This window comes from Methylocystis echinoides, assembly GCF_040687965.1.
Lineage (GTDB): Bacteria > Pseudomonadota > Alphaproteobacteria > Rhizobiales > Beijerinckiaceae > Methylocystis > Methylocystis echinoides_A.
Genome location: NZ_CP156084.1, coordinates 2630283 through 2655089, shown reverse-complemented (window position 1 = coordinate 2655089; position 24807 = coordinate 2630283). Strand labels below are relative to the sequence as shown.

Below are 24807 nucleotides of genomic sequence, written 5' to 3'. Positions count from 1 at the left end.
GACGTCTAGGCGCTCACGCGCTTGATCGCGCTCACCAGCTTGGCTGGATCGAAAGGCTTCACGATCCACCCCGTCGCGCCGGCCCGCCGTGCGCGCTCCTTCTTTTCCGCGTCGCTTTCGGTCGTCAGGACGAGGATCGGGATCGCCCGATGCCGCTCATGCGTACGAACGCCCTCGATGAATCCGAAGCCATCCATCCGAGGCATGTTGATATCGGTCACGATCACGTCCGGAGTCGTCATCTCTAGCGTCTCGAGGCCTTCGAGGCCGTCGCCGGCTTGCACCACCTCGAAGCCGGCCGCTGTCAGCGCCACTTCAAGCATCTGACGCATCGTCTTTGAATCATCAACGGTAAGAATTTTCTTGCTCATTTGCCTTGTTCACCCTCTACCAAGCCTTCGATGCTCAACCCCGCGTCGACGAATGCGTTGAGAAGATCCTCGGTGGGATTGATGATGGTAAGCGGAAGCCCGTCGCGTTCCCACGTGTGGCGCGCGGATAAAATGACCTGCATGCATTGCGCGCCGACGGTTTTGACCTGCGAGCCGTCCAGCCTGATCGCCCCGCCTCTCGCCGAGAGCAGTGAGTTGGCGAGGGGAAGCGCGGCCCTCAGGTCGAGGGCTTCGGGCAAAGTGACTTCATAGAGCGAGGCTTGTGCGTGTTCTGCGTCCATACCCTTCTCTCCGACTTTGTTAAGCTTTCACATCAGGCGGCGAAGGGCATGGAATCGGGCAACAGATTCTTGACAATGAGCACGCTGATGACCTCCTTGTCCGCTGCGACGATGCCTTTGATGAAGGATCGCGACAAATCTGATGCGACCTCCGGCGTCGGCTGGATGGCGTCGGCGCTGATGGTCATGATGTTGGAGACAGCCTCGACGAGCAGACCCACGATCTGCCCGTTGCTCTGCACGACGATGACGGCGTGCCGAGCGGTCGGCTCCTTGATCGGCAGGCCCAGCCGCGCCGCGAGGTCCACAACCGGAAGCACCGAGCCGCGCAGATTGATCACGCCGCGCACGAAGGGCGGCGCGTGGGGGAGCGGCGTAGCCGGGGTCCAGCCCCTGATCTCGCGCACCGCGATGATATCGATGCAGTATGTCTGCTCGCCGACATGAAAGGCGATAAATTCCTGCGGTTCGACGCCCTGCGCCGCCTGAATGGGTGCGCCGCTCATCTTCAGAATTCCTCCCAGCTTTGCGTATCGGGAACGGTCTCGAGTTTCAGCGCGGCCCCGCCTCTCTGCTGTGACGACACACGCTGAATGAGGCGCTCGGGCCTCCGCTTCTGCGACGGTTGGACGCCTTTCATCCGGGCGAGCGTGAAAATCGAGACAGCCTTGATGACGCCGCCAATCTCCTCTTCGAGACTGCGGGTCGCCGCAGCCGTTTCCTCGACCATGGCGGCGTTTTCCTGCGTGAACTTGTCCATCTCGCCGAGTGCGACGTTGACTTCGAGCAGCGCGGCCGACTGTTCTTTTGCGCCGCCGGCGATGTCTGCGGCGATGTCATTGGCGCCGACGACCTGCGCGACAATCTGCGCGAGGACATCGCCTGTCTGTGAAACGAGCTGAACGCCGTCGCGCACCTGAATGGTGGACCCCGCGATGAGACTCTTGATCCCTTTTGCGGCCTCTGCGGATCTTTGCGCCAGCGCGCGCACTTCGGAAGCCACGACCGCAAAGCCGCGCCCGGCTTCCCCTGCGCGCGCGGCTTCGACGCCGGCGTTCAATGCGAGCAGATTGGTTTGGAAAGCGATCTCGTCGATCACGCCGATAATTTTTTCTATTTCGGCTGAGGATCTTTCAATCCGTTCCATCGCGCGGATCGCCTCGCGCACGACCTCGCTGCTCGCCTCCGCATTGCCGCGAATATCCGAGACGAGCGCGCTGGCGCTTTGGGCATTCTCCGAGATCTTGCCGACGGTCGTCGTGATATGGCGCAGCGCGGCCGTCGTTTCCTCCAGGCTCGCGGCCTGCTGCGACGTGCGCTCGGAGAGCGTATTGGCGGCGGAGGCGATCTGATCGGTCGACGAACCGAGCCTGTGCATGCTTGCAAGCGTCTTGCCGAAGGTCTGGTTCAGCCTGTCGACGCTCTCATTGTAGCATTCGCGCAGCTTTTCGTAGTCACGGGAGAAGCTCGTTTCCAGGCGAATTCCAAGATTTCCATGCGAGAGTTCGACGAGCGCGTTGATGAAGGTTCTCATGAAAAATTCATGAGCCTCGATATAGCCGCGGGATATTTCCTCTTCCTCGGCTTTCCGCTTCTGGGCCGCTTCTTTCTCGCTGCGAAGCTCCTTTATCGCCTGCTCGGCGCGCCCATTGAGCGTCTTCCGCATCCTTTCGATGGCTTCCACGATCGGAGCGTCGCTGGCGATCGACCCGAGCTCGATCGGAGTCGCATATACCGCGCCTTCGCAGGCGAGAAGCGCTTCGGCGATGGCGCCGTCTTGACCCGCGCGCTCATCCTGCACCACAGAGGCGAGGACATAGATGGAAAACGCCGTCGTCAGACCGACAAGCGCCGCGAACCACGGATAGGCGAGGAGCGTGCTGGCGGAATAACCCATGCCAAGCAGCAGCCAGGGCGTAATCGACAGGCCGATGACCGGCGCAAGCAGTCTGCGCAAAAGCCGCATTTCTTCCTCTTTCGGATCCGATGACGCACGGCGCTCCCATGCGCCCACTGCAGACGAAGGTCAGAGGGGTCGAGAAGACCTGCCGTTCGAAGGGGCGCTATTGATATGAGGGAATTCCGGATCGAACCGGCCTATCGGTCGCGGCTTCATGCCTTTGGCCGCCGCTCGGGCGCCAATGCCGATAGAACGCTTTATAACCGGCGGAGGTTAAGCGAACCTTAGGCTTCACCGCTCGAGCCGTTCCCCGCTCGCCGCATGTCACGTCGCTGCGTCTAGCCGGCGCTCTCCATGCGCGCGCCGAAGGCGTCGGCGATCGCCGCCTGCGACTGCGCGACAGGGTTTTTTGTCTCGCGCGCTGATCGCCCGGCGCGAAACCGCGCGACCCTCGTCGCCAATTGGCTCGACTCCGACTTCAGATTCGCCGCAGCGGCGGTCGTTTCCTCGACCATCGCGGCGTTTTGCTGCGTCACCTGATCCATCTGCGTGACGGCCTGGTTGATTTCGTTGAGGCTCGAAGCCTGATCCTCGGATGAGGTCGCGATTGCGCCGACGAGTTTGTCGACTTCAGTCACTCTTGCAACGATCCCCGCGAGCGCTTCGCCCGTATCGGCGACCGACTTTACGCCCCGGTCAACGTGCGACGACGAGCTTTTGATGACTTTCGCGGCCTCCGCGGAACGCTGCGCCAGCACGCGCACTTCCTGCGCAACAACGGCGAAGCCCCGCCCCGCCTCGCCGGCGCGCGCGGCTTCAACGCCGGCGTTGAGGGCGAGGAGATTTGTCTGGAACGCAATCTCGTCAATCATGCTCAATGTGCCGCTGATCTTCTCGAAGCTCTGCTTGATTTCGGCCATGGCGACATTGGCGTCCTGCATGACTTCCGACGAGCGGGACGCTTCAACGCGCGCGCCGGCGACGATTGTTGCGACCTTCTTGGCGCCGAGGGCGTTTTGCTTCACCGCATCGGTGATCTGATTGAGGGCCGCCGCCGTCTCTTCGAGACTGGCCGCCTGCTGCTCCGTGCGGTTGGAGAGATTGTCCGAGGCGACGGCGATTTCCTGAGAGGTGCCGCGAAAACTGTCGGCGGCGGCGGCGATCGACGACATCGCCTCGTCGAGACTGTCGAGCGCCTTGTTGAAATCGAGCCTGAGCTTCTCGTAATTGCCAGAGAACTCCTTGTCGATCTTCGCCATGAGATCGCCCTGCGCAAGGCGCTGGAGGCTGTCGCCGAAATCGAGTAGCATGCTGCGCTGATCCGATTCCAATACGGCGCGCGCTTTGTCCGCCTGCAGCCGGCGTTCTTCCAACACATCGAGATAGACGGAAACGCCCACATCCATGTCGAGCAAGGTGGGCTTGATCAGTGCGCTAATCTCTTCGGCGACCTGCTTGCCGTTCGTCGCGCGCGCGCCGAAGACGGCCTTCGGCCAGCGCGCTTCGATGACCTTCGCGGCCAGCATGGTGAGGATGAGCGCGTAGCCGCCGATATACCAGCGTGGTGCGATTCCCATTCGCGCATGTGCGCGCCCCACTGCGGCGCCGACCTCTACGAATTGTTGACCAAAGTCGCCGCTGGCGATGCCCAGCCAATGCTGAATCTGCTTCTGCTTCGCAGCCTCGGCGCGTGAGGCGTCGGAAAATAGCCCCCGCATTTTGGGATGAGCGGTTACGTGGCGATAGAATTCGTCCAGGCCCGGCGAAAGTTCCTTCTCGAGGATGGGCCGGATCGCCACGAGACTCTGTCGAGCGGCGTCATTCAGGCCGATAAATGCCAGCCTGTCATTCACATCAAGGTCGGTCATGGCGTCTTCCTCTGACAGGAAAGTGCAAAGGGGTCCGACACCAATAACGTTACGTGGATTGCGCAAGGGTTGCGCCGCCTCGCCAATGATCGCGCCTGCATCGGGGTTCGAGAAGGAGCCGATGGCGCGCTTCGCCGAAACAGCCTTCCGTCGGCTCTCCCCTTTCCCTGCCGGCCGCGTCGCGCGCCCGATAAAAGGACGCCCGGGCGAGCCCGGGCGAGTTGGAAGAAGGGAGGTTCCTATGCTTCCTTTTCGCAGGCGCGCCATGTTCGCGACAGTGCGCTGGCGGCCATTCATCGCGCGTTTTTTGCCATTCGGCGCCCTAGTTGTTGTCCATCGCCCGCCGTGGAATCCTGGTTCATGGCCTATTCTTTGATGATTCATGGGGGCGCCGGCGCCATTCGCGCGCCCGAGCGCTACGCCGCTTCGCTTCGACGCATCGTCGGAACTGGAGCGGCGCTATTGGAGGAGGGCGTCACCGCCCTCGACGTCGTCACGCGCTGCGTCGCCCTGCTCGAAGACGATCCCCTTTACAACGCCGGCCGCGGCTCGGTGCTGAATGCGGACGGGGAAGTCTGTTGTGATGCGTCCGTCATGGACGGCCGCGACCTTTCGGCGGGCGCCGTCGCGGGCGTGCGGGGCGTGCGCAATCCCGTGCTGCTCGCACGCCTCGTGATGGAGAAGACCCCGCATGTCTTGTTGATCGGCGCCGGCGCGGAGGCCTTTGGACGCGCCGAGGGAGTCGCGTTCGAAGAACAGGCCTATTTCGTGACGCCGCAGCGGGAGGCGCAATTCGCCAATCTCAAAGCGCGCCGGGCGGTGGCGCTCGATCATTCGCAGCCGAATGAGGGCAAGCTCGGAACGGTCGGAGCCGTGGCGCGCGACAGCGCGGGCGCTCTGGCCGCCGCCACCTCGACGGGCGGACTGACTAATCAAATGAGCGGTCGCGTCGGAGATTCGCCGATTATGGGCGCGGGTGTTTTTGCCGACAACGCGTCTTGCGCCATTTCCTGCACAGGTGTGGGCGAAGATTTTCTGCGCGTCTCGCTCGCCCGCACCGCCGCTCTGCTGGTTGAAACGCAGGGGCTTACGGCGCAGGAGGCGTCGCGCGAGGCGATCGTCTATCTGGTGCGGAAGATCAACGGGTCGGGCGGGCTGATCATGGTCGACCGAGCCGGACGCTGCGGCGCCGCCCATTCCACTCCGGGCCTGCTGATGGCGCAGGCAGAGAACGGGATTGTCAAAGTGGGCTCAAGCAACCAGATCTGAGCGCGGCTGGGAAGCCGCGCCGAGAGCGCGGCTTCGCCTGTCTTCGTCGTTAGTTATTGTAAAAGGCGACGCATACCCGGCGTCCCTCGTAATCCCAGCCCCACTTCGCGCAACGCTGGGGCGGAGCCGTCGCGGCGCCCACCACGGCGCCAGATGCGGCGCCGATCGCCGCGCCGGCGAGCGTGCCGCCCGCGCTGCCATTGGAGGCGAGCGCGCCAATGCCCGCGCCGCCCAGACCGCCGATCACGGCGCCGCCCGCAGCGCGCTCGCCCGGCGAATTGCAGCCCATCAGCGGCGCCGACAGGACGACCGCCGCCGTCAGCAGCAGAACTTTCTTCATACCTTGTCTCCTGTTGGAGGATGACCTTCGGCCCGCCGAAGCAGGCCGGCGAAGCGCGGGCGTCAGGTTAATGAAGGCGAGCGCCTCCTGCTGTCGCCGAAATGCAACAGCCCGGGATTTTCCTTTCAGCTCAAGCCTTTGAATAGCCGCAAATTCGCCGCTGCGGGGCGAACTTCGCCCCGTCACGGCGCAGCCGTCGGGCTTGGGCTTCGAGGCCAAATTTGCTAGCAGCAGAACTCGGGAAGTTTTGACCAAAGGACGACAAATGGACGCCGCCACTCGCGCCGAGGAGTTCCGCCGCCGCCTTGACGCGGCCGCCGAGGCGACGGAAGCCGCGCTCGACGCGCTTCTCGCCCCGACGCCGCTGCCGGGCGAGATCACGCGGCCGGCGCGTTTGCTCGAGGCGATGCGCTATTCGACGCTCGGCGGCGGCAAGCGGCTGCGGCCCTTTCTGGTGATCGAGAGCGCGCGACTGTTCGGCGTCGAGGGCGCGAGCGCGCTGCGCACCGCCTGCGCGCTGGAGATGATCCATTGCTATTCGCTGGTGCATGACGACTTGCCGGCGATGGATGACGACGACTTGCGGCGCGGCCGTCCGACCGCCCACAAGGCCTTCGACGAAGCGACCGCCATTCTCGCCGGCGACGGGCTGCTGACCTACGCCTTCGACGTCGTCGCCGACCCCGCGACCCACGCCGACGCCAATCTGCGCGCCGACTTGGTGCTGGCGCTCGCCCGCGCCGCGGGACTCGGCGGCATGGTGGGCGGCCAGGCGCTCGATCTCGCCGCCGAGACCGCCGCAACGCCGCTCGATCAGGCCGCAACTCTGGAAATGCAGGCGATGAAGACGGGCGCGCTGTTGCGCTTCGCCGTGGACGCCGGCGCCATTCTCGGCGCCGCCGCGTCCGAGCAGGCCATGGCGCTGCGCCGCTATGGCAAGGCGCTGGGCGCCGCCTTCCAGATCGCCGACGACATTCTCGACGCCGAAGGCGACACCGCGGCGCTCGGGAAGCGCGCCGGCAAGGACGCCGAGCGCGGCAAGGCGACCCTCGTCAGCCTCCTCGGCCTCGAGGCCGCAAAAGCGCGTTGCGACGCCCTCGTCGACGAAGCGACGACGGCCCTTGGCGACACCGGGCTCGGCCCCCGAACTGAAATCCTCGCGGAAGCCGCGCACTTCGTCGCCGCAAGACGAAATTGATGCGGCGGCCAATGTCGGGGACGCAGGCAAAGGACGACAAGCGCAGATCGCAGCTGCTTGCGCCCTTGCGCGTCCTTCGCGCGCATTACCGACTGGCGGTCTGTGGCGTCGCCGGCGTCGTCATCGGCTGGGCGCTGCCGGCGACAATCGACCGGACGGCGCTCGCCTTCGAATGGATTCCCATGGAGCTCAGCGCCGTCACGCGCGGGCTGATCGGCTGGAACGCCGCGGTGGTGATGTATCTCTTTGCGGCGGCGCGCATCATCATGCGCTCGACGCATGCGTCGATCCGCCGCCGCGCCATTCTGTCGGACGAGGGCCGCACCGCGGTGCTCCTCCTCACCGGCACGGCGACCTTCGTGGCGATCGGCGCCATCCTCGCCGAGCTCGGTCAGTCGAAAAATATCTTCGAGGATGAAAAAATTGCGCACATCGGGCTGGCGATCGTCACGGTCTTCAGTTCCTGGGCGTTCATGCATCTGATCTTCGCCTTCCATTACGCCCATGAATTTTACAGCGACGCGGCCGCCGCGCCGCGTGCGGCGACGACCCGCGGGGGCCTGCGTTTCCCCAGCACGCAGACGCCGCAATATATTGATTTCCTCTATTTCTCTTACGTCATAGGCGTCGCCTGCCAGACGGCCGACGTCGAGATCTGCTCGCGCTCGATGCGCGCCGTCGCCTTGGTGCACGGGGTCGTGGCCTTCTTTTTCAATACGACCATCCTTGCGCTGATGGTGAATATCTCGAGCCAGTTCGTCTGACATGCTCTCGCCGGAAAAACCCTTGCTCGACGAGAAGGCGCGGATCGGCGCCATTCTCGTCGGCTCCGCCGGCAATCTGGTCGAATGGTACGACTTCTACGTCTATTCGGCCTTCTCGCTTTATTTTGCCGACGCTTTTTTTCCAGGCGACGATCCCGTCGCGCAAATGCTTTCGGCCTCCGGAGTCTTTGCGCTCGGCTTCTTCATGCGTCCACTGGGCGCTTATATTTTCGGCCGCATCGGCGATGGCCGCGGGCGACGCGCGGCGCTGATGCTCTCCGTCTTCCTGATGTGCGCCGGCTCGCTCATCATCGCCTTGGCGCCCACTTACGCTGCGATCGGCGCCGGCGCGCCGGCCCTGCTGCTCTTCGCGCGACTTCTGCAAGGCGCGAGTCTCGGCGGCGAATATGGGTCGAGCGCCGTCTATCTCGCCGAAACGGCGACGCCGTCGCGACGCGGCTTCTATTCGAGCTTCCAATATGTGACGATGATCGCCGGGCAATTGCTCGCGCTGCTCGTGCTGCTCCTGCTGCAAAATCTCCTACTCGACGACAGAGCGCTGCGCGACTGGGGCTGGCGCATTCCTTTCGCGATCGGGGCGTTGCTCGCTATTGTCATCTTGCTGATGCGCCGCGATCTTGCCGAGACTTCCGCTTTTGAAGCGGTCAAGCGGGAGGCCGAGAAGGGCTCGCTCGCCGCGCTCGTGGCGCATAAGCGCGAGACGGCGACGGTGGTCGGACTCACGCTCGGCGGCACCATCGCCTTTTACGTCTACACCACCTACATGCAGAAATTCCTGAAGCTCTCCGCCGGTCTCTCCGCCGCCGAGACAACCTGGATTTCGGCGGGCTCGCTTCTCTTCGCGCTTCTGTTGCAACCGCTTTACGGCGCGCTCTCCGATCGCGTCGGGCGTCGGCCCATGCTCATCGCCTTCGGCGTTCTGGGGGCGCTCTTCACGACGCCGCTGTTGATGGCGATCGGAGAGACGCGCAACGCCTGGACGGCCTTCGCGCTCGTCTGTCTCGCCTGGTTGATCGTCGGACTTTACACTTCGATCAACGCGGTGGTGAAAGCCGAACTCTTTCCCGCCGCTATTCGCGTGACCGGAGTCGCCTTGCCCTATGCGGCGACCGTCTCCCTCTTCGGCGGCTCCGCGGAATACGTCGCGCTGTGGCTGAAGGCGCAGGGCCATGAGAACTGGTTCTATTGGTATGCGAGCGCCGCGATCTTCGTTTCGCTTGTCGTTTATGCGACCATGCCGGAAACGCGAAACAGCGCGCAGATGAAAAGCTGACGGCGGCTCTTAGAAAGCAAAGCCGGCGTCCTCTAGCCTGCGAGCGGTCTCACCCCAATCTCAGACAGGCTGAGCGCCAGTTCGGGCGCGAGCATGGGCGAAACGCGCTCGTCGCCACCCTGTTCGAAAACTTCCGCATAGCCTTGAGCGCCGAGATGACGATGAACCCAGATTGTCGCGCGCTTCGCGTCGATCACCCAGACTTCCCGCACCCCATAAGCGGCATAGACTCCAATCTTTCGCCCTTTGTCATAACTCAGGCTGGAATCCGTTCGTCCTCGTCGATAATGCCGGCGCGGACCATCTCTTCGATTTCCGCGACGCTGAAACAGCGACGAGGCAATCCGTCGGCCGCCTGTGTGACGAGGGGGAGATCGTCGGGGCGTAGATGAGAATTCATCGCGCAGAACCTAAACAAATCCCGCGCGATGGCGCGTCATCAGTTATCCAAAAAGCTTCTGAGTTTCCGACTCCGGCTCGGATGCTTCAGTTTCCTGAGCGCCTTCGCCTCGATCTGGCGGATGCGTTCGCGCGTGACGGAAAACTGCTGACCCACCTCTTCGAGCGTATGGTCGGTGTTCATGCCGATGCCGAAACGCATGCGCAGCACGCGCTCTTCGCGCGGCGTGAGCGAAGCGAGCACGCGCGTCGTGGTCTCGCGCAGATTGGACTGGATCGCCGCCTCGATCGGCAGCACGGCGTTCTTGTCCTCGATGAAGTCGCCGAGATGCGAATCCTCTTCATCGCCAATTGGCGTTTCGAGCGAGATCGGCTCCTTGGCGATCTTCAACACCTTACGCACTTTCTCGAGCGGCATGGCGAGCTTTTCGGCGAGCTCTTCCGGCGTTGGCTCGCGGCCGATTTCATGCAGCATCTGCCGCGAGGTGCGCACGATCTTGTTGATTGTCTCGATCATATGCACGGGAATGCGGATCGTGCGGGCCTGATCCGCGATCGAGCGCGTGATCGCCTGTCGGATCCACCAGGTCGCATAGGTCGAGAACTTGTAGCCGCGGCGATATTCGAACTTATCGACCGCCTTCATCAGGCCGATATTGCCTTCCTGAATGAGGTCGAGGAATTGCAGGCCGCGGTTGGTGTATTTCTTGGCGATGGAAATCACGAGGCGCAGATTGGCCTCGACCATTTCCTTCTTGGCCTGACGCGCCTCGCGCTCGCCCTTCTGCACCATGTGCACGATCTTGCGGAACTCGGAAATTTCGAGCCCCGTTTCGGTCGCCAGCGCATGGATTTCGGCGCGCAGATCCTTGATGCGGTCCTTCTCCTCGGCGACGAATTCCTTCCAGCCTTTCGAGCCGAGCTTGGCGACGCGCATCACCCACTTCGGATCGAGCTCCGACCCGTGGAACTTGTCGATGAAGTCGTCGCGCGCGACGCCATGGCCGTCTGCGAGGCGCAGAAGCTTCGTTTCATAGCCGATGAGGCGCTTGTTGATGTCGTAGAGCTGCTCCACCAGCGCCTCGATGCGGTTCTGGTTGAGCGACAGGGACTTCACGTCCGTGACGATCTCTTTCTTGAGCTGCTTGTATTTACGCTCCTGCGCGGGCGTTAAGGTCTCATTCTTGAGCTTGTTCTCGACATTCTGGTCCTGGAGGCGGCGCAGCTTCTTATAGGCGTCGGCGATGCGCGCGAAGGTCTCCAGAACGCGGGGCTTCAGCTCCGCCTCCATGGCCGAGAGCGACACGGAATTCTCCATGTCCTCCTCTTCCTCGAAGGATTCCTCGGGCGCCGCGCCCTCGGCGAGTCCCGCCGGCGGCGTGCTCGGGGCGGTGGCGGGCGCCATTTCGTCGCCCTCCTCCTCTGTCCCGGCCTTGGCGGAAGCCTTACCCTCCGGCCCGGCGTAAGTCGCCTCGAGATCGATAATGTCGCGCAGCAGGACCTTGCCGGCCTCGAGCTCCTCGCGCCAGATGATGATGGCCTGGAAGGTCAGCGGGCTCTCGCACAGGCCCGCGATCATGGCCTCGCGGCCGGCTTCGATGCGCTTGGCGATCGCGATTTCGCCCTCGCGGGAGAGCAGCTCGACCGAGCCCATCTCGCGCAGATACATGCGGACGGGATCGTCGGTGCGGTCGGCGGGCTCGGACGCGCGCGTCGCGACGGCGGTCGCGCGCGTGTTCTCGACGAGGTCGCCGCCTTCGGCTTCCTCCTCCTCGGCCGCCTGTTCCTCCTCGACGTCCTCCGGATCGTCGCCCTCGGAGACGGTGATGCCCATCTCCGACAGCATGGCGTAGACGTCCTCGATCTGGTCGGAGGAGACCTCTTCGGAAGGCAAAACGGCGTTCAACTCGGCATAGGTGACGAAGCCGCGCTTTTTGGCGAGCTTGATCATCCGCTTGACGGCGGCGTCGTTGAGATCGAGAAGCGGCCCGTCGGCGGCGTCTACCGCTGCGGCGGCCTCATTTTCGATCTTGTCTTCGTCTTTCTTCGCCATTCACAGCTCCACATCCCCGGCGGCAAGCCCTTGCGGGATTGCGACGCGCGGGGCCTCGAATCTCGTCGACATTTCCCGGAGCCGCCGCCTCCGACCCCTCCCATCGGCGGCGCGCTGCGCCTTGCCGATGCACCAACATTGTCCTCGGGGTCTTAACGCCCCGCTAACCACATTCAGATCGCGCTCTAGGGCCAGAAAGTCAAAGCGCGCGCGTCGACCGTCCTGAAGGGGCGCCAAAACCCTCCACCGCCGCTTCGGCGCCATCTAGGGCGGTAAGCTGCGTTTGAATATCCCTGAGTCGCGCCAAATCCTGCTCGCTGGAATTTTCGGCCAAACGGGCCTCCACCGCGCGAAGCTCCTTATTTAGCGCCCAAAAACGCCGATGCAAGACCAAAGCCTGACGCAGGCTCTCCGCCGCGTCGGCGGCGGCCGCGTCCGGGCGCACGCTCCACAGCGCCGCATGCGCGACCATCTCCGAGAGGCGCGTGGCGACGACGCCGAGCCCCGCCTCTTCCAGCGCGTGCAACAAATCGGCCCGTTCGCCGCCGCCCGCCTCGGCGAAACGCAGGAGCGCGTCGCGCAGCGCCGTCGCTTCGGGCGAGGCAAAGTCGAGCCCGGCCACCTCTTCCACCTGAGACGCGAGCACCTCCGGATGATTGATCAGAATGAGCAATATCAGGGCGTCTCGGGGCGCGATCGGCGCCTTGACGCCGCGAAAGAGCGGTGAATTGGCGAGCGCCGAACTGATCCGCACGGGCCCGGCTTCGGGCTCGCCGCGGCGTGAGACGCCGCGGCGGCGAGGCGAAAAGTCGCGGCGCCAGCCGGGCGTCGCGGCCGGGCCGCCCAGAAGACGCGCCAGCCGGTCGCTCAACTCCTGGTCGTAATAGCGGCGCAGTGTCCCGTCGCCGATCTGCGCGGCGACCTCCCGCAGGCGCCGCTCCAGCCCCGCCCGGCGCTCCGGCGTATCGAGGGCGGCTCCGTCGATTTCGCGCATCCAGACCAGATCGACCAGAGGCAGCGGTCGCTCCAGCGCCTGCGCCAACGCCGTCGGCCCGCCGGCGCGGAGAAGCTCGTCGGGGTCCTGCCCGCCCGGCAGCAGCACGAAGCGCAGCGTCCGGCCGGGGCCGAGGAGCGGCAGGGCCGTGTCGACGGCCCGGTAGGCGGCCTTGAGCCCCGCCTTGTCGCCGTCGAAACACAGGATCGGCTCCTCGGCCATGCGCCACAGGAGCTGACACTGATCCGCCGTCAGCGCCGTGCCGAGCGGCGCGACGACATGCGGAAAGCCCGCCGCCGTCAAGGCGATGACGTCCAGATACCCCTCGACCGCAATGACCGCGCGGGCGTCGTGGGCGGTCTTGCGGGCATTGTGCAAATTATAAAGCGTCGCGCCTTTGTGGAAGAGCGGCGTCTCGGGTGAGTTCAGATACTTCGCCTGGGCGTCCGCCTCCAGGGCGCGCCCGCCGAAGGCGATGACCCTGCCAGCGCGGTCCGCGATCGGAAACATCACCCGATGACGGAAACGGTCGTAGGGGACCGCGATGTCCGGACCGTGGATGAGCAGCCCGGCCTCGACCATGACCTCGACGGTCACGCCCTTGCCGGCGAGATGATCGCGCAGGGCGTGGCGATCCGGAGGCGCGTAGCCCAGGCGGAATTTCTCGCGCGAGGCGAGGGAAACCTGCCGGCGGTCGAGATAGGCCCGCGCCTCGCGTCCGGCCGGACCCGCGAGCTGCTTTTGGAAGAATTCCGCAGCCCACTCGAGCGCGTCGCTCAAGGTCGCGCGCCGCTCGTCCTGTTCGCGCTGCTCCGAGGTCTCGACCGGCATAGGCAGACCCGCCAACGCCGCGAGCCGCTCCACCGCCTCGGGAAAGGAAAGCCCTTCCGTCTCCATCAGGAAGGCGAAGCCGTCGCCATGCTTGCCGGAAGAGAAATCGTGAAAAAAGCCCTTCTGGTCATTCACATAAAACGAAGGGGTCTTCTCGGCGTTGAAGGGCGATAGCCCGCGCCACTCGCGGCCCTGCTTCTTGAGCTTCACCTTCTGGCGCACGACCTCGGACACGGGCACGCGCGCCCGGATCTCGTCGAGAAAGGAGGGAGAGAAGCGCATGAGCTTTTCGATAACCGACAAGCGGCCGAACGACTAGCCATTCCTCTCGGGTCCCCCCGGCAACGGCCTCGGCGCGCCCTTGAGTGGGTCAGCGCAACGCGGGGCGCCAACGCAAGACAGGGCGAGCCCCAGCAAGAAAACGGGGAGCCTCACCCATGCGCGTGCGGATGTCCCGCCGCGAGCTGGCCGGGCGTCTCGTCTCCCTCTTGCGCCTCGGCCGGGACCACGACCAATTGCCCATAGCGCACGCCGCGCTCGCCGATGAGATGGCTGGCGAAATGCTCGACCTCGGATTTCTGCCCCTTGAGGAGCGACACTTCCAGACAGCTCGAGACGTCGAGATGCACATGCAGCGTTGCGATCGACATGTCGGCGTGGCTGTGGTGGTCGTGAACGAGCTTCTTCGAGAGCTGGCGCGTCTCGTGGTCGTAGACATAGACGAGCGCCGCGACGCAGGGCCGCGCGCCGTCGTCGACCTTGGGCTCCTTGAGCAGCCCCGCCCGCACCAGATCGCGCACGGCCTCTGAGCGGTTCTGATGGCCGCCCGCCTCCATATAGCGGTCGAGCGCGCTCATGAGCTCGTCGTCTATCGTCACCGTCACGCGCTGCATCGCCGCCCCCGCCCGGCTTGCCTAGACCGCCGACCCCTGCTTTTTACCCGCCCGCGCCGCCTCGGGCAATGCAGCCTCCGCGCGAGGCTGATCTTGTCCCCGCCCCGCGCCTTTGGCATGGTGCGCGCCAACCAAAACAAAAGGAAACGCTGAAGATGACGGGGTTCTGGAGGAGGCTCGCCGCCTTTGTAATATTGTGCATGGGGGCGAGCCTCGGCTTGGCGGCGCCCGCGCTGGCGCATACGCCCGATATTTCGACCGCCAAGATCGCCCCGCAGGGCGAGCGGGTCTATGTCGTCGAGGTCGGCTTCCTCGCCACCGACCTCGAGCGCATGTTCCAGGAGACGATGGACGAGCGCGCGGGCGTCGACCTCTCGCCGCCCGGCGCGTTGGAGGAGGAAATTGGCAAGTTCGTCGGCAAGCGCGTCGCCATGCGCGACGAGACAGGCCGCGCCTGCGTGGCGAAGGTCGACAAGGCCGGCGAAGACCCGACCAATCAGGACAGCGCGCTCATCGTCGTGCGTTTCGACTGCTCCGGGACAAGCGGCAAGGTCTTCTATGACCCGACCAAGCTCCTCGCCGCGCAGGGCTCGAAGGGCAAGCATCTCATCACGTTGACCGGGACGCCCAACGCCGGCGAGACCATGCGTTATCCGCAGGACCCGCCGCTCGACCTCGCGCAGCCGATGGAGACGACGGCGCAACTGATGAAAAAGTTCTTCGAAGCCGGCGTCGAACACATCGTCACCGGCTACGATCACCTGTGCTTCCTCTTCGCGCTGATCCTCTGGGCGCATCGCGTGTGGCCCGTGGTGAAGATCGTCACCGCCTTCACCATCTCGCATTCGATCACCCTGTCGCTGGCGGCGCTCAATATCGTCACGCTGCCTTCGACGCTGACCGAGGCGCTGATCGCCCTGTCGATCATCTACGTCGCGGCCGAAAACTTCTGGTCGAAAAACGTCGACAAGCGCTGGCGCAACACCTTCCTGTTCGGCTTCATTCACGGCTTCGGCTTCGCGTCGGCGCTGACTGAAATGGGCGTGCCGCAGGGGGCCGTCGTGCCGGCGCTGGCGGCGTTCAACATCGGCGTTGAGGCCGGCCAGATCGCTATCGTGGTCGCGGTGTTGCCGGTGCTGCTCTACATCGATCGCCACACGGACGGAAAACGCCACGACAAACTCGTCTACGCGCTGTCGATTTTGATCGGCCTCGCCGGCGCCTTCTGGTTCCTGCAGCGCATCGGCGTCATCCCGGGCGCCTGATCGGGCAAAAAAGGAGCGCGGCTGTGCGCCAGCCGCGCTCTAACATCGACGCAAGCCCGGCGCTTACTTTTTCGCCAAAAGCTCCTCGACCTTCGCCGCGCCCTGTTTCGAGAGCGCGATGACCCGCGGGGTCGCCCAGGCGATGAACTCCTTGGTCAATTTGACGGCCATGCAGCCCGCCCGCGTCACCGTCTCGACCGTCTTGTCGAAATAAGGCAGCGCAGGGCTGTCGGCCGGGATCTTGGACCGTAGCCAGGCGACGCCGGCCTTGCTTTTCTCGGTCGCCACGGCGCCGAGCAGCGCCAGCGGATCCGCCGCCGGCGCATTGTCGATCGCCGCGCGCAGCCGCGCGACTTCTGCTTCCGCCTCGCCGGCGCGGCGGTCCGCCTCGTCGGCCCGGCGGGTGAGATTTTGCAACAGCGCCGAGGCGGAGGCCTTCTCCTGGGCCAGCCGGTCGCGTTCGCCGACGGCCGCGGCGAGCCGCTCTTTCAGCTCGTCGCGCTCCTTGGCGAAAACATTGGCCTTGGCCACGATCTCCGCTCTCTCGAAATTCTGGCGGTCGCGGTCCGCCCGGATCGATTTGAGCTGCTCCCGAAGGGTCTCCAGTTCCGCGCGGGTGACGGTCTCTTCGGGCTGCGCCAATGATTCGTCGGACATGACCGTCTCCTTGATTCGGTTGCGCAACGCGAGAGGTTGCGGCGGAAAGGCGGGGATCGTGGTTCGGCTGAAGCGAACGCGCGTTAACGACATCGACGAATATGGTTAATTTTTTGACTATCGCCAAATCGTCTTTTTTCGGAACGCCCAGGCTTTCGTCAGCCCCTCGGCTCGGCTCAAAAGGTTAACGCCTGCGCTCCCCGCCCTGATAATGTTGCAGCAGAGCGGCGCAGTCGCGTGGCGCGGCGAGGCATTTGTCGCGGGCGGCGGCGGCGAGCGCATCGGCGGCTGCTTGCGCCATTTCCCGAGCGCGGGCCTCGAGTTCGGGACGCTGGGACGACCTGGTCGACACGACGCGGACCCGCGGGTCCGCGACGTTCGACGGGGCGTCGACGCCGCGCCAGCCCAGCGCAAACAGCACGAGCGCAATGCAGGCGAAGCATTTCAGAAGAAAAAACACGGGCGAGTCTCCCGCAGGACCGAGCGCCCGGCCCCGCGGGCCGCACGCCCGTTTGTCGCGCGCAGGGATTGAACAGAAGTAAACGCTCCCCCCGTCTCACGCGGCGGAGGCGAACAACCAAAATAAAACCATTGCGCCTCCGGTAAAGCTGCGCGCGTCGGCGCGCTCTGGCCTGCTCAGCACTCATTAAGACTGCTGAGCGACGCTCCCTTCGAGCAGGAGCGCGCCATTGCGTAGTTTTGTGTCCAAATTAATATCGCTGGATCGTCCATCGCGTTTTCTCGACCAGCTTGTGCACGAGACCGCGTCTGAAGGCCGCCTCGACCGCGCGCGCCATCGCTTCTTCATGGCGCCGCGCCTTGTTTTTGCGGGCGCCGCGCTGCTCCTCGCGCCGGCCTGGCTTTTCCTTTACGGGGCGCCGTCGTCGCAAGAGGCGCTGATCTTCTTCCTTGCGCAGACGCCGCTGGTCTCCGTTGCGATCTTGGCGCGCACGGGCCGGCTGTCCCTTGCGCGACGCGTCTCCGTCGTCGGCTGGCTCGCCCTCGCCGCGGCGCTCTACGCCTTGCCCGCGAATGATCTGGCCGTCTGCGCCGCGCTTGCCGTCGCGCTTGTCGAAGCGGCGGTTGCGCCCGACTTGGCTCTGGTCGCCCTGGCGGCGGCGGCGGCCGTCGGCGCCGTCGCACTCGCGGCTGGAGCAGCCGTTGGACATTCCGCCGCTCTTCTTGCGACGGCGGCGTTTCTTTACGTCGCCTTCCTCGCCTTCTGCGCGGTTCGCGCCGAAAGCAGACCCCGCGGGGCGGATATGTCGAGCGCGCGCGACCTGCGCCTGCTGACCGACGCCCTCGGCGACATCGTGCTCCATCTCGACCGCAGCGGCGCGGTCGCGGCGCTGATCGGCGAGACCCACATGACCTATGGGCTCAACCGGGGCGACCTCATCGGGCGAGGCTTGTTCCAGCGCGTTCACATCGGCGATCGCCCAACCTTTCTCAAACTCGTGTCCGACGCCGCCGAGCGCTCGGCGCCGCTCACCGCCATTCTGCGCGTTCAGGTCGGTCTGGCGGCCTCGGCTTCGGGCGCTTACGCCGAACCGGTCTTCAGGGACTTCGAAGCGCGCATGCGCCGCGGCCGGCGAGGGTTCGAGACGGCTGACGCGGCCCCCGAAAATCCCGCTCCGGTCGTCTGCGTGCTGCGTGACGTGACGGCCCAAAAAAACGCCGACGAAGCGATCGCTGCGGCGCGCGCCGAAAGCGAGCGCGCCACGGCGATGAAGGAGCGCTTCCTCGCCAACATCAGCCACGAACTGCGCACGCCGCTGAACGCCATCATTGGCTTCTCGGAAATGCTGGCCAATCCGGCGCTCGCGCCCGCGGACCCCGTCAAGCAACGCGAATATGCGGCGATCGTCGCCAACTCCGGCAATCATCTGCTGCAGATCGTCAACACCATTCTCGACATGTCGAAGATCGAGGCCGGCGCCATGCAGCTTTACCCGGAAAACTTTTCGCTGCCTGAGCTCATCGACCAGTGCTGCGACATGGTCCAGTTGAAAGCCGATGAGGGCGGCGTGCAGCTCATGCGTGATTACCGCGGGGAGATGGAGGAGCTTGTCGCCGACAAGCGCGCCTGCAAGCAAATCATGCTCAACCTTCTCTCCAACGCGGTGAAATTCACGCCGGCAGGCGGCCGCGTCGGCGTGCGAGTCGCGCCCGAGGGCAATCTTCTGGCGCTGACCGTCGCCGACACGGGCATCGGCATCGCCGCAGCCGACCTCTCGCGCCTCGGCGATCCGTTCTTCCAGGCCAACGCCACCCACAGCCGCGCCTATGAGGGCACAGGCCTGGGCCTCTCGGTCGTTCGCGGCCTCGTCGGATTGCATGGGGGCGGCATCGTCGTCGAAAGCGCGCCGAGAAAGGGCACAACGGTGACGGTGCGTTTGCCGCTCGACTGTCGCGCCCGCGGCGGGGTCGGAAACGTCGCCGCCCGGATCGAAACTATTCCGCGACATGGCGCCGCTTTTGGCGCGGATATTCGCCACGACGAAGAGACGGTGAAGAAAATTGCGTGACGTTTCGCTCAGCGACCCCAGGTTCGACGATTTTCCAGACGAACGCGCCGCGACGCCGAAGCGCCGCGGCGCCGCCTCTCCCGCGCCGAAGAAAAAGGGCGGGCGCGGCGGGATGTTCGAGCGGCGCCGGCTCGGCGTCATGACGCTCGTCGCGATTGGCGGGCTCGCCTTGATTGGCGTGCCGATGAATGCGCTGTTCTTCCAGGACGGACGCCATCCGGCGCCGCTGTTCTCGACGCGCGTCGTCACGCCCGAAAAGCTCCAGACGGCGCAAACGCCGACGCCGCCCGCGCGCCCGGCCAAGATTGACGCCCCGGCGCGCGACGCCGAGAGCGTCAAGGGCGACGCCGCCGCGTCGCGGCCCGTCCCGAAAGTCGCCGTCAAGATGGAGCCGGCCAGAACCGACCCCCTGGCGGCGCTTCTCAAGAGCGACGCCGCGCCGGCGTCCAAGCCCGAGAAAAAGCGCGAGGTCGTGAGCCGCGACCAGATCGGCGCGCTGCTCGGCGGCGAACCCAAGAAGCCCGTCGCGGCGCCCGCCGACGCGGCGTCGCCCGCGCCCCCGGTTCCTGACCGTAACGTGCTCTCGGCGCAGCGCGCGCTGCAGAGGCTCGGCTATGTGGTCAAGCCGGACGGAGTGGCCAGCCCGGGCTTGCGCAAGGCGATCGAGAAATTCGAGCGCGACAATGGCCTGCCGGTCACAGGCGAGCTCACCCCAAAGGTGGGCAAAGCCATCGCGCAACGGATGGCCGCGGGGCGCCAGTGACGACAGGCTTAGACCCGCGGCGCATTTCGCACTAGGTTAGGGGCGATGCGTCTTAGATCGGATATTTTCGCCGCCGCCCTTATTCGCCGCGCCGAAGCGCAAGGCGCCGTGGCCATGTTGCGTCGACGCGGCTCGGCCGAAGCCGGCGCGCTGTTCATCAAGCTCGACCGGCTCGACGGCCGGGCCGCGGTCTACGGCCCCGCGCCGCAGACCGAGGCCCTGCCGGAGGGCGTTGATCGTCTCTTCTCCAAGGTTCACGCCAACGACTGGGTCGATCCCGCAGAGGCCGAGGCGCGTCTCAAGCGCGAAATGATGTTCGACCCGGACCTTTGGATTATCGAGATCGAAGACCGAGACGGCCGCGTCTTCGTCGATCTGGCCGCCTGACGCTCAGGCGCGGTCGGCTTTGCGCAGCGGCGCGGAGCCGCCCTGTGGCGTGACGCGCCGCCGGGCGGGCGGCGAAGGGAGGTCGTCGCGCTTGCCGGCGCGTCGCATCGTCTCGCGCTCGCCCTTCGCGTTCCCCGTCATCGCCGCGACGATCTCTCTGGCGGCGCGCTGCGGGATCGCGCGCACGAGCGCGGCGAGGGTCGGCGCCCGGCGCCCCTGCTCGGGGAGCGCCAGAAAGATGCGCGAGGCCGCGTCGGCATCGACGCCGAGCGCGGTCAGCGCCAGGGCGAGGGCTTCCCCCTGGACGTCGCCCAGAATGGCAAGGGCGCGCGTCTTGCGGCAGTCGAGCGCTTCGGCGAGGGCCGCGGCCATGGCCCCCGAGTCATCGTCGAGCGCAGCCCTTTCGAGCTTTGTCGTCACGGCCGGATCGGCGGCGGCGCGCTCCGCCATCCCGGCGCAAAGCGCGCGCCGGCAAGCGTTCAAGATAATCTCGGTGCGCTCGTGGCGCGTCGCCGCGAGAAAGAGCCCCTCGCTGTCGGCGCTGAAATCGTCGCGGTCGAGCAAGATGCGCGCGAGGGACAAGTCGTCGCGGGCCGCCTGCGCCAGCGCGCGCCGCGCCGCCGGCTCGAAACGCAAGCGCCAGTTTGCGGCAAGGGCGCGCAACGTCTCCGCCTCCCCGCGCTGGACGAGCGCCTCCACGATATCGCGTTCGAGACCGCCGCGCCGCGCGACCGCGCAGGCGAGCGCCGGAGGGCCTCCTTGTGCGACGGCGCGTAAATCAGCGTGGGAAAGGTCGGGCGCAAACTGCAGGGCAAGCTCCGCGCAAGCCCCGCCCTTGGCGAGCAGACAATCGAAAATTGACGCCGGCGTCTCGGGATGAATGCAGAGCGGCCTGACGATGGGGGCCGCCGAGTCGGCGTCGACAATGTCGATGAGACCGAGCGCAAGCTGTTCGAATTGCTTGACGTCCCCGACCGGATGCATCTGCCGCTCTACGAACTGATCCACGATGGCGCGCAAGAGCGCGGCATGGTCGATCCGCCGCTCTGACTTATCTGGCTGCATGGATGGGCTGCTCGCTCGAACGCATACGCGACTTGAGCATCGAGACTAGCCCGCGGTCGTTGACGGAACATTAACCCTCGCCGACCCCTAATCCTGTTAACGCCTGATTCATTTTGGGCCAGAGCCGCCGCAAAGAGGTCGATATGGGGGAGGTCGTCGCCTTCCAGATGCGCGAAAGGAGCCCGCGCCGCCCAAGCGAGCCGCCGATTGGCGACGCGCAAATCCTGTTTTTCCTCGGCGTGCGCTACATGCGCGCCGAGGACCTGCCGACCCACGCGCCGGACCAGGGGCCGCGGGGCGGCAGAAAGCGCAAGAGCCGCGCGAGAGCGTAATCTTGGCGTTGGCGCGCGCCCGCCATCGGCATTACAGTCGCCCTTGCGGGGGCGGGGATGAGCGAGGCGCGGGCGGCTGAACATCGGGAGCTTGGCGGGCGAGCGCTGTCACTTGCGCCGTGGCTCGACCGGCTCGCCGCGGCGCTGCGGGACGCCTATGCCGAAGAGACGGAGCTCAGACGGCCGTTTCTGTGGCGCGCCGTCGCGGGCATCGCGGGCGTCGTCTTCTATTTCAGCGCTAATCGCGAGCCTTCGCTCGCTCTCTGCTTCGGCGCGCTCGCCGTCTTCGCTCTTCTCGCCGTCGTCACGCGCCGCCGCCATGCGCGCGCCCATGCGCTCTTCCTTGCCCTTGCCTGCGTCGCCGCGGGGTTCGGTTCCGGCGCATGGCGCACGGCGCGCGTCGCCGCGCCCGTCGTGCCGCGAATCGGCGTGGGGGAACTGACGGGCTTCGTCGAGGAGCTGGACCTGCGCCCGACCGGGGCGCGCTTCGTTCTGCGCGTCGCCAGCGCCGAAGGCCTGCCGGGCGACGTCGTCCCGGCGCGCGTGCGCCTCACCACGCGCGGAACGCCGCGCTTCGCCGCCGGCGACTTCGTGGGCCTCAAGGCGCGCCTGATGCCGCCCGCCCGCGCGGCGCTGCCCGGCGGGTATGATTTCGCCCGCGACGCCTATTTCGCGCGGTTAGGGGGAGTCGGCAGCGCGCTCGGCCGCGTCGAGACCTTGCCGCCTCCCGACCCCGCGCCAGCGTCGCTGCGCTTCTTCGCCGCGGTGGACCGTGTCCGCAACGACCTCGCGCTGCGCATTTATAAGATCATCGGCGACGACGCCGGCGCCATTGCGGCGGCGATGGTGACCGGCAAACGCGATTTCCTGTCCGAGCACGCCAAGGACCTGATCCGTCGAGCCGGAATTTTTCATATCGTCACAATTTCAGGCATGCAGATGACGCTCGTCGCCGGCATCTTCTTCGTCGGCTTTCGTCGCCTGCTCGCCGCGTCGCAGACGCTCGCGCTCAATTACCCCATTAAGAAGTGGGCGGCGGCGCTCGCCATGGTCGGAGCCGTTCTCTACGACATCGGCACGGGCTCGCGCGTCGGCACGGAGCGCGCGCTCGTCATGACGCTGATCATGCTCGCGGCCGTTCTCGTCGATCGTCCGTCGCTTTCGATGCGCAATCTCGCGCTCGCCGTCTTCTTTGTCGTCGCCTTCGAGCCTGAGGCGATCCTGGGCGCGAGCTTCCAGCTTTCCTTCGCCGCGGTCGCGGCGCTCATCGCCGTCTATGAATGGCGCGGCGCGGCACTGGCGCGAAGCCATGCGAAGCGTCGGATTATCTCCACCCCGGGCCGCTTTTCGGAATGGCGGGAGGCCCTCCTCGATCGTCTGCTGCACGGGCCCGGCGCGCCGCTCGTCGCAACGCTCTGCGCGACGTCCGCCACCGCCTCCTTCATGGCCTATGATTTCCACGAACTCAGCCCCTATGTGCTGATCGGCAATCCGCTGACTCTGGCCATTATCGAATTCTTCGCCGTGCCCTGCGCGCTGCTCGGCGCGACGCTGTACCCTTTTGGCCTCGACGGCCTCATTTGGCGCTGGCTCGAGATGGGCATTCATCTCGTCACCTGGCTCGCCGGGCTCATCGCCAGCGCGCCGGGGGCCAGCCTGCAGGTGAAGGCTTTTGCGCCCTGGGCGATCGTCTTTCTCGCCCTCGCCGTCCTCTCCGCCGTGCTGTGGCGGACATGGGCGCTGCGTGCGAGCGCCATTCCCTTGGCCCTCATCGGGCTCATCGGCGCAAAGAGCGGCGCAGGCTTCGATCTGGCGGTGGCGGCGACGGGAGACGCCGCAGCGATCCGCCTGCCTTCGGGCGAACTGGCGCTGCTCGGCAAGAAACCCGGCGCCTTCGCCGCTGAACAATGGCTGCGCGCCGACGCCGACGGCCGCGCGGCCGTTGAGGCGAGAGGCGGGATCGCCTGCGACGATTACGGCTGCGTCGGCCGTCTCGTGGACGGGCGCTTCGTGGCGCTCGTTTCCGCGCGCGCGGCTTTCCTCGAAGATTGCGCTCGGGCGGCGATCGTCGTCACGCCGCTGCGGGCGCCGGAAGGTTGCGCCGCGCCGCTCATTATCGACCGGATCAGGCTCGCTGATACAGGCGCGGTCTCGTTGCGCTTCCCGAAGGAAGGCGGCGCCCTGTGGACGACGGCGCGCGGCGTCGACGAGGATCGCCCGTGGTCTCCTCGCCCGCAGCAAACGGTCAAACTCGCCGCCGCGCCCGAGGATGAGGAGAGCGACGAGGCGGAGCTAGCGGAATCGATGGAGTGAAGCGACTCGCGGCTATGGCGCGGTTTTCGATCTCCTCGCCGCTTGCGATGCGTAGTTATGTGCGAGCCGGGAAAGCCTCGGCCCATGGCAAGCTCCCGCGCACGCGATGCCGCTCCGGTCAATATTTTCGCAGCAGGCTCACGAGCTTCCCCTGGATTCGCACCTTGTCGGGTCCAAAGATCCGGGTCTCATAGGCGGGGTTGGCCGCCTCCAGCGCGATGGAGGCGCCGCGTTTGCGCAGGCGCTTCAGCGTCGCTTCTTCATCCTCGATCAGCGCCACGACAATGTCGCCGGTGTCGGCGTGGTCCTGCTTCTTGATGATGACCGTGTCGCCGTCGAGAATGCCGGCCTCGATCATCGAGTCGCCGCGCACTTCGAGCGCGAAATGTTCCCCATTGGACAGCATGTCAGGCGGAAGGCTGATCGTATGGCTGCGGCTCTGGATCGCTGAAATCGGCGTGCCCGCGGCAATGCGGCCCATGACTGGGATGGCGACCGGCTGATTCCCCTCCTCCTCACGCTCGGCAAGGGGGCGCACGCGGCCGAGATTGCCTTGAATCACCGATGGGGCGAATTTGCCTCCGCGGGCGCCGCCCCCGCTCCGCGGCGTCGCGGACTCCGGCAGGCGCAGCACCTCGAGCGCGCGGGCGCGGTTGGGCAGGCGGCGAATGAAGCCGCGCTCCTCGAGCGCCAGAATGAGCCGATGGATGCCGGATTTGGACCGGAGGTCGAGCGCGTCCTTCATCTCGTCAAAAGACGGCGGGACGCCCGTTTCTTTCAACCGCTCGTGAATGAAACGGAGCAGATCACTCTGCTTTCTCGTCAGCATGAAACGCCCCTGTCCGCGGAAGAACCGCCCGCGCGTCGACCGATCAAGGTCCCGGCCCCGCGCTACAAACAAATCATGAACACCTTAGACGTTCTCTTTGCGTTCCGCAAGCACAAATGGGGGAGGAGCGCGCGAAGACCCCGCCGCTGTTGGAGCGGATTTTGCTAAATTCCGAGCGCGTAAATCGCGTCG

At 65.7% G+C, this 24807-nt stretch carries 25 protein-coding genes; 10 read left to right on the top strand and 15 right to left on the bottom strand.

Annotated features, from left to right (window positions below; all coding sequences use genetic code 11):
- Positions 1–5: 5 nt before the first annotated feature.
- The 5 genes from RVU70_RS12945 to RVU70_RS12925 form a co-directional block, all read right to left on the bottom strand.
- Positions 6–371: a response regulator gene (locus RVU70_RS12945; protein ID WP_363346898.1), complete on the bottom strand. Its 366-nt coding sequence runs from the start codon at positions 369–371 to the stop codon at positions 6–8.
- Entirely contained in the window at positions 368–673 is a 306-nt protein-coding gene (locus tag RVU70_RS12940; RefSeq protein ID WP_363346896.1) for an STAS domain-containing protein, read from the bottom strand. Before RVU70_RS12940 ends, RVU70_RS12945 begins: the two co-directional genes overlap by 4 nt.
- A gap of 32 nt (positions 674–705) precedes the next feature.
- Positions 706–1179, bottom strand: a complete 474-nt coding sequence (locus tag RVU70_RS12935) for a chemotaxis protein CheW (RefSeq protein ID WP_363346894.1) — start codon at positions 1177–1179, stop codon at positions 706–708.
- Between the two features lie 2 nt (positions 1180–1181).
- On the bottom strand, positions 1182–2639 hold the full coding sequence (locus RVU70_RS12930; protein ID WP_363346892.1) for a methyl-accepting chemotaxis protein: 1458 nt from the start codon (positions 2637–2639) through the stop codon (positions 1182–1184).
- A 272-nt stretch (positions 2640–2911) separates the two neighbouring features.
- A complete protein-coding gene (locus RVU70_RS12925; RefSeq protein WP_363346890.1) occupies positions 2912–4441 on the bottom strand; it encodes a methyl-accepting chemotaxis protein in 1530 nt (509 codons plus the stop codon).
- A 360-nt stretch (positions 4442–4801) separates the two neighbouring features.
- Here RVU70_RS12925 and RVU70_RS12920 point away from each other — a divergent pair, with 360 nt between their 5' ends.
- Positions 4802–5710: an isoaspartyl peptidase/L-asparaginase family protein gene (locus tag RVU70_RS12920; RefSeq protein ID WP_363346888.1), complete on the top strand. Its 909-nt coding sequence runs from the start codon at positions 4802–4804 to the stop codon at positions 5708–5710.
- Positions 5711–5759: 49 nt separating this feature from the next.
- Here RVU70_RS12920 and RVU70_RS12915 read toward each other — a convergent pair whose 3' ends face one another.
- Positions 5760–6050, bottom strand: coding sequence for a hypothetical protein (locus RVU70_RS12915; RefSeq protein WP_363346886.1), 291 nt, complete (start codon positions 6048–6050; stop codon positions 5760–5762).
- A 265-nt stretch (positions 6051–6315) separates the two neighbouring features.
- Here RVU70_RS12915 and RVU70_RS12910 point away from each other — a divergent pair, with 265 nt between their 5' ends.
- From RVU70_RS12910 to RVU70_RS12900, 3 genes are read left to right on the top strand one after another with little or no spacing between them, the layout of a single operon-like run.
- The gene (locus tag RVU70_RS12910; protein WP_363346884.1) at positions 6316–7248 is read left to right on the top strand and encodes a polyprenyl synthetase family protein; all 933 of its coding nucleotides are present in this window, start codon (positions 6316–6318) and stop codon (positions 7246–7248) included.
- A gap of 11 nt (positions 7249–7259) precedes the next feature.
- On the top strand, positions 7260–8012 hold the full coding sequence (locus tag RVU70_RS12905) for a DUF1345 domain-containing protein (protein ID WP_363346882.1): 753 nt from the start codon (positions 7260–7262) through the stop codon (positions 8010–8012).
- Position 8013: 1 nt separating this feature from the next.
- A complete protein-coding gene (locus RVU70_RS12900; protein ID WP_363346880.1) occupies positions 8014–9306 on the top strand; it encodes an MFS transporter in 1293 nt (430 codons plus the stop codon).
- Positions 9307–9338: 32 nt separating this feature from the next.
- On the opposite strand, the gene RVU70_RS12895 is transcribed toward RVU70_RS12900, so the two are convergent.
- The 5 genes from RVU70_RS12895 to nikR all read right to left on the bottom strand — a co-directional run bounded on the left by RVU70_RS12895 (position 9339) and on the right by nikR (position 14476).
- Positions 9339–9518 carry a hypothetical protein gene (locus RVU70_RS12895; protein WP_363346878.1) on the bottom strand — a complete coding sequence of 60 codons (180 nt, stop codon included), beginning with the start codon at positions 9516–9518 and terminating at the stop codon, positions 9339–9341.
- 44 nt (positions 9519–9562) lie between these two features.
- Positions 9563–9706, bottom strand: a complete 144-nt coding sequence (locus RVU70_RS12890; protein ID WP_363346876.1) for a hypothetical protein — start codon at positions 9704–9706, stop codon at positions 9563–9565.
- Positions 9707–9745: 39 nt separating this feature from the next.
- Positions 9746–11758 carry an RNA polymerase sigma factor RpoD gene (gene rpoD / locus RVU70_RS12885; protein ID WP_363346874.1) on the bottom strand — a complete coding sequence of 671 codons (2013 nt, stop codon included), beginning with the start codon at positions 11756–11758 and terminating at the stop codon, positions 9746–9748.
- A 199-nt stretch (positions 11759–11957) separates the two neighbouring features.
- Entirely contained in the window at positions 11958–13865 is a 1908-nt protein-coding gene (gene dnaG, locus RVU70_RS12880; RefSeq protein ID WP_363346872.1) for a DNA primase, read from the bottom strand.
- 149 nt (positions 13866–14014) lie between these two features.
- Positions 14015–14476 (bottom strand): nickel-responsive transcriptional regulator NikR, encoded by a 462-nt coding sequence (gene nikR / locus RVU70_RS12875; protein WP_363346871.1) that lies wholly within the window; start codon positions 14474–14476, stop codon positions 14015–14017.
- 155 nt (positions 14477–14631) lie between these two features.
- On the opposite strand from nikR, the gene RVU70_RS12870 reads away from it, so the two are divergent.
- On the top strand, positions 14632–15741 hold the full coding sequence (locus RVU70_RS12870) for a HupE/UreJ family protein (protein ID WP_363346869.1): 1110 nt from the start codon (positions 14632–14634) through the stop codon (positions 15739–15741).
- Positions 15742–15804: 63 nt separating this feature from the next.
- Here RVU70_RS12870 and RVU70_RS12865 read toward each other — a convergent pair whose 3' ends face one another.
- Both RVU70_RS12865 and RVU70_RS12860 read right to left on the bottom strand, forming a co-directional pair.
- On the bottom strand, positions 15805–16398 hold the full coding sequence (locus RVU70_RS12865) for a hypothetical protein (RefSeq protein WP_363346867.1): 594 nt from the start codon (positions 16396–16398) through the stop codon (positions 15805–15807).
- Positions 16399–16582: 184 nt separating this feature from the next.
- Positions 16583–16858 (bottom strand): hypothetical protein, encoded by a 276-nt coding sequence (locus RVU70_RS12860; protein ID WP_363346865.1) that lies wholly within the window; start codon positions 16856–16858, stop codon positions 16583–16585.
- A gap of 229 nt (positions 16859–17087) precedes the next feature.
- Between RVU70_RS12860 and RVU70_RS12855 the strand changes: the two genes are divergently transcribed.
- From RVU70_RS12855 to RVU70_RS12845, 3 genes are read left to right on the top strand one after another with little or no spacing between them, the layout of a single operon-like run.
- Positions 17088–18926 carry a HAMP domain-containing sensor histidine kinase gene (locus tag RVU70_RS12855; RefSeq protein ID WP_363346863.1) on the top strand — a complete coding sequence of 613 codons (1839 nt, stop codon included), beginning with the start codon at positions 17088–17090 and terminating at the stop codon, positions 18924–18926.
- Positions 18919–19689, top strand: a complete 771-nt coding sequence (locus RVU70_RS12850; protein WP_363346861.1) for a peptidoglycan-binding domain-containing protein — start codon at positions 18919–18921, stop codon at positions 19687–19689. Before RVU70_RS12855 ends, RVU70_RS12850 begins: the two co-directional genes overlap by 8 nt.
- Positions 19690–19734: 45 nt before the next feature.
- A complete protein-coding gene (locus RVU70_RS12845) occupies positions 19735–20076 on the top strand; it encodes a DUF1491 family protein (RefSeq protein WP_363346859.1) in 342 nt (113 codons plus the stop codon).
- 3 nt (positions 20077–20079) lie between these two features.
- On the opposite strand, the gene RVU70_RS12840 is transcribed toward RVU70_RS12845, so the two are convergent.
- Positions 20080–21141, bottom strand: a complete 1062-nt coding sequence (locus RVU70_RS12840; RefSeq protein WP_363346857.1) for a DUF2336 domain-containing protein — start codon at positions 21139–21141, stop codon at positions 20080–20082.
- A 143-nt stretch (positions 21142–21284) separates the two neighbouring features.
- Here RVU70_RS12840 and RVU70_RS12835 point away from each other — a divergent pair, with 143 nt between their 5' ends.
- Positions 21285–21473: a hypothetical protein gene (locus tag RVU70_RS12835; protein WP_363346855.1), complete on the top strand. Its 189-nt coding sequence runs from the start codon at positions 21285–21287 to the stop codon at positions 21471–21473.
- Positions 21474–21530: 57 nt separating this feature from the next.
- Positions 21531–23786 (top strand): ComEC/Rec2 family competence protein, encoded by a 2256-nt coding sequence (locus tag RVU70_RS12830; RefSeq protein WP_363346853.1) that lies wholly within the window; start codon positions 21531–21533, stop codon positions 23784–23786.
- 118 nt (positions 23787–23904) lie between these two features.
- On the opposite strand, the gene lexA is transcribed toward RVU70_RS12830, so the two are convergent.
- Complete coding sequence (gene lexA / locus RVU70_RS12825; protein ID WP_363346851.1) at positions 23905–24615, bottom strand: transcriptional repressor LexA; 711 nt, start codon at positions 24613–24615, stop codon at positions 23905–23907.
- Between the last annotated feature and the right edge of the window lie 192 nt (positions 24616–24807).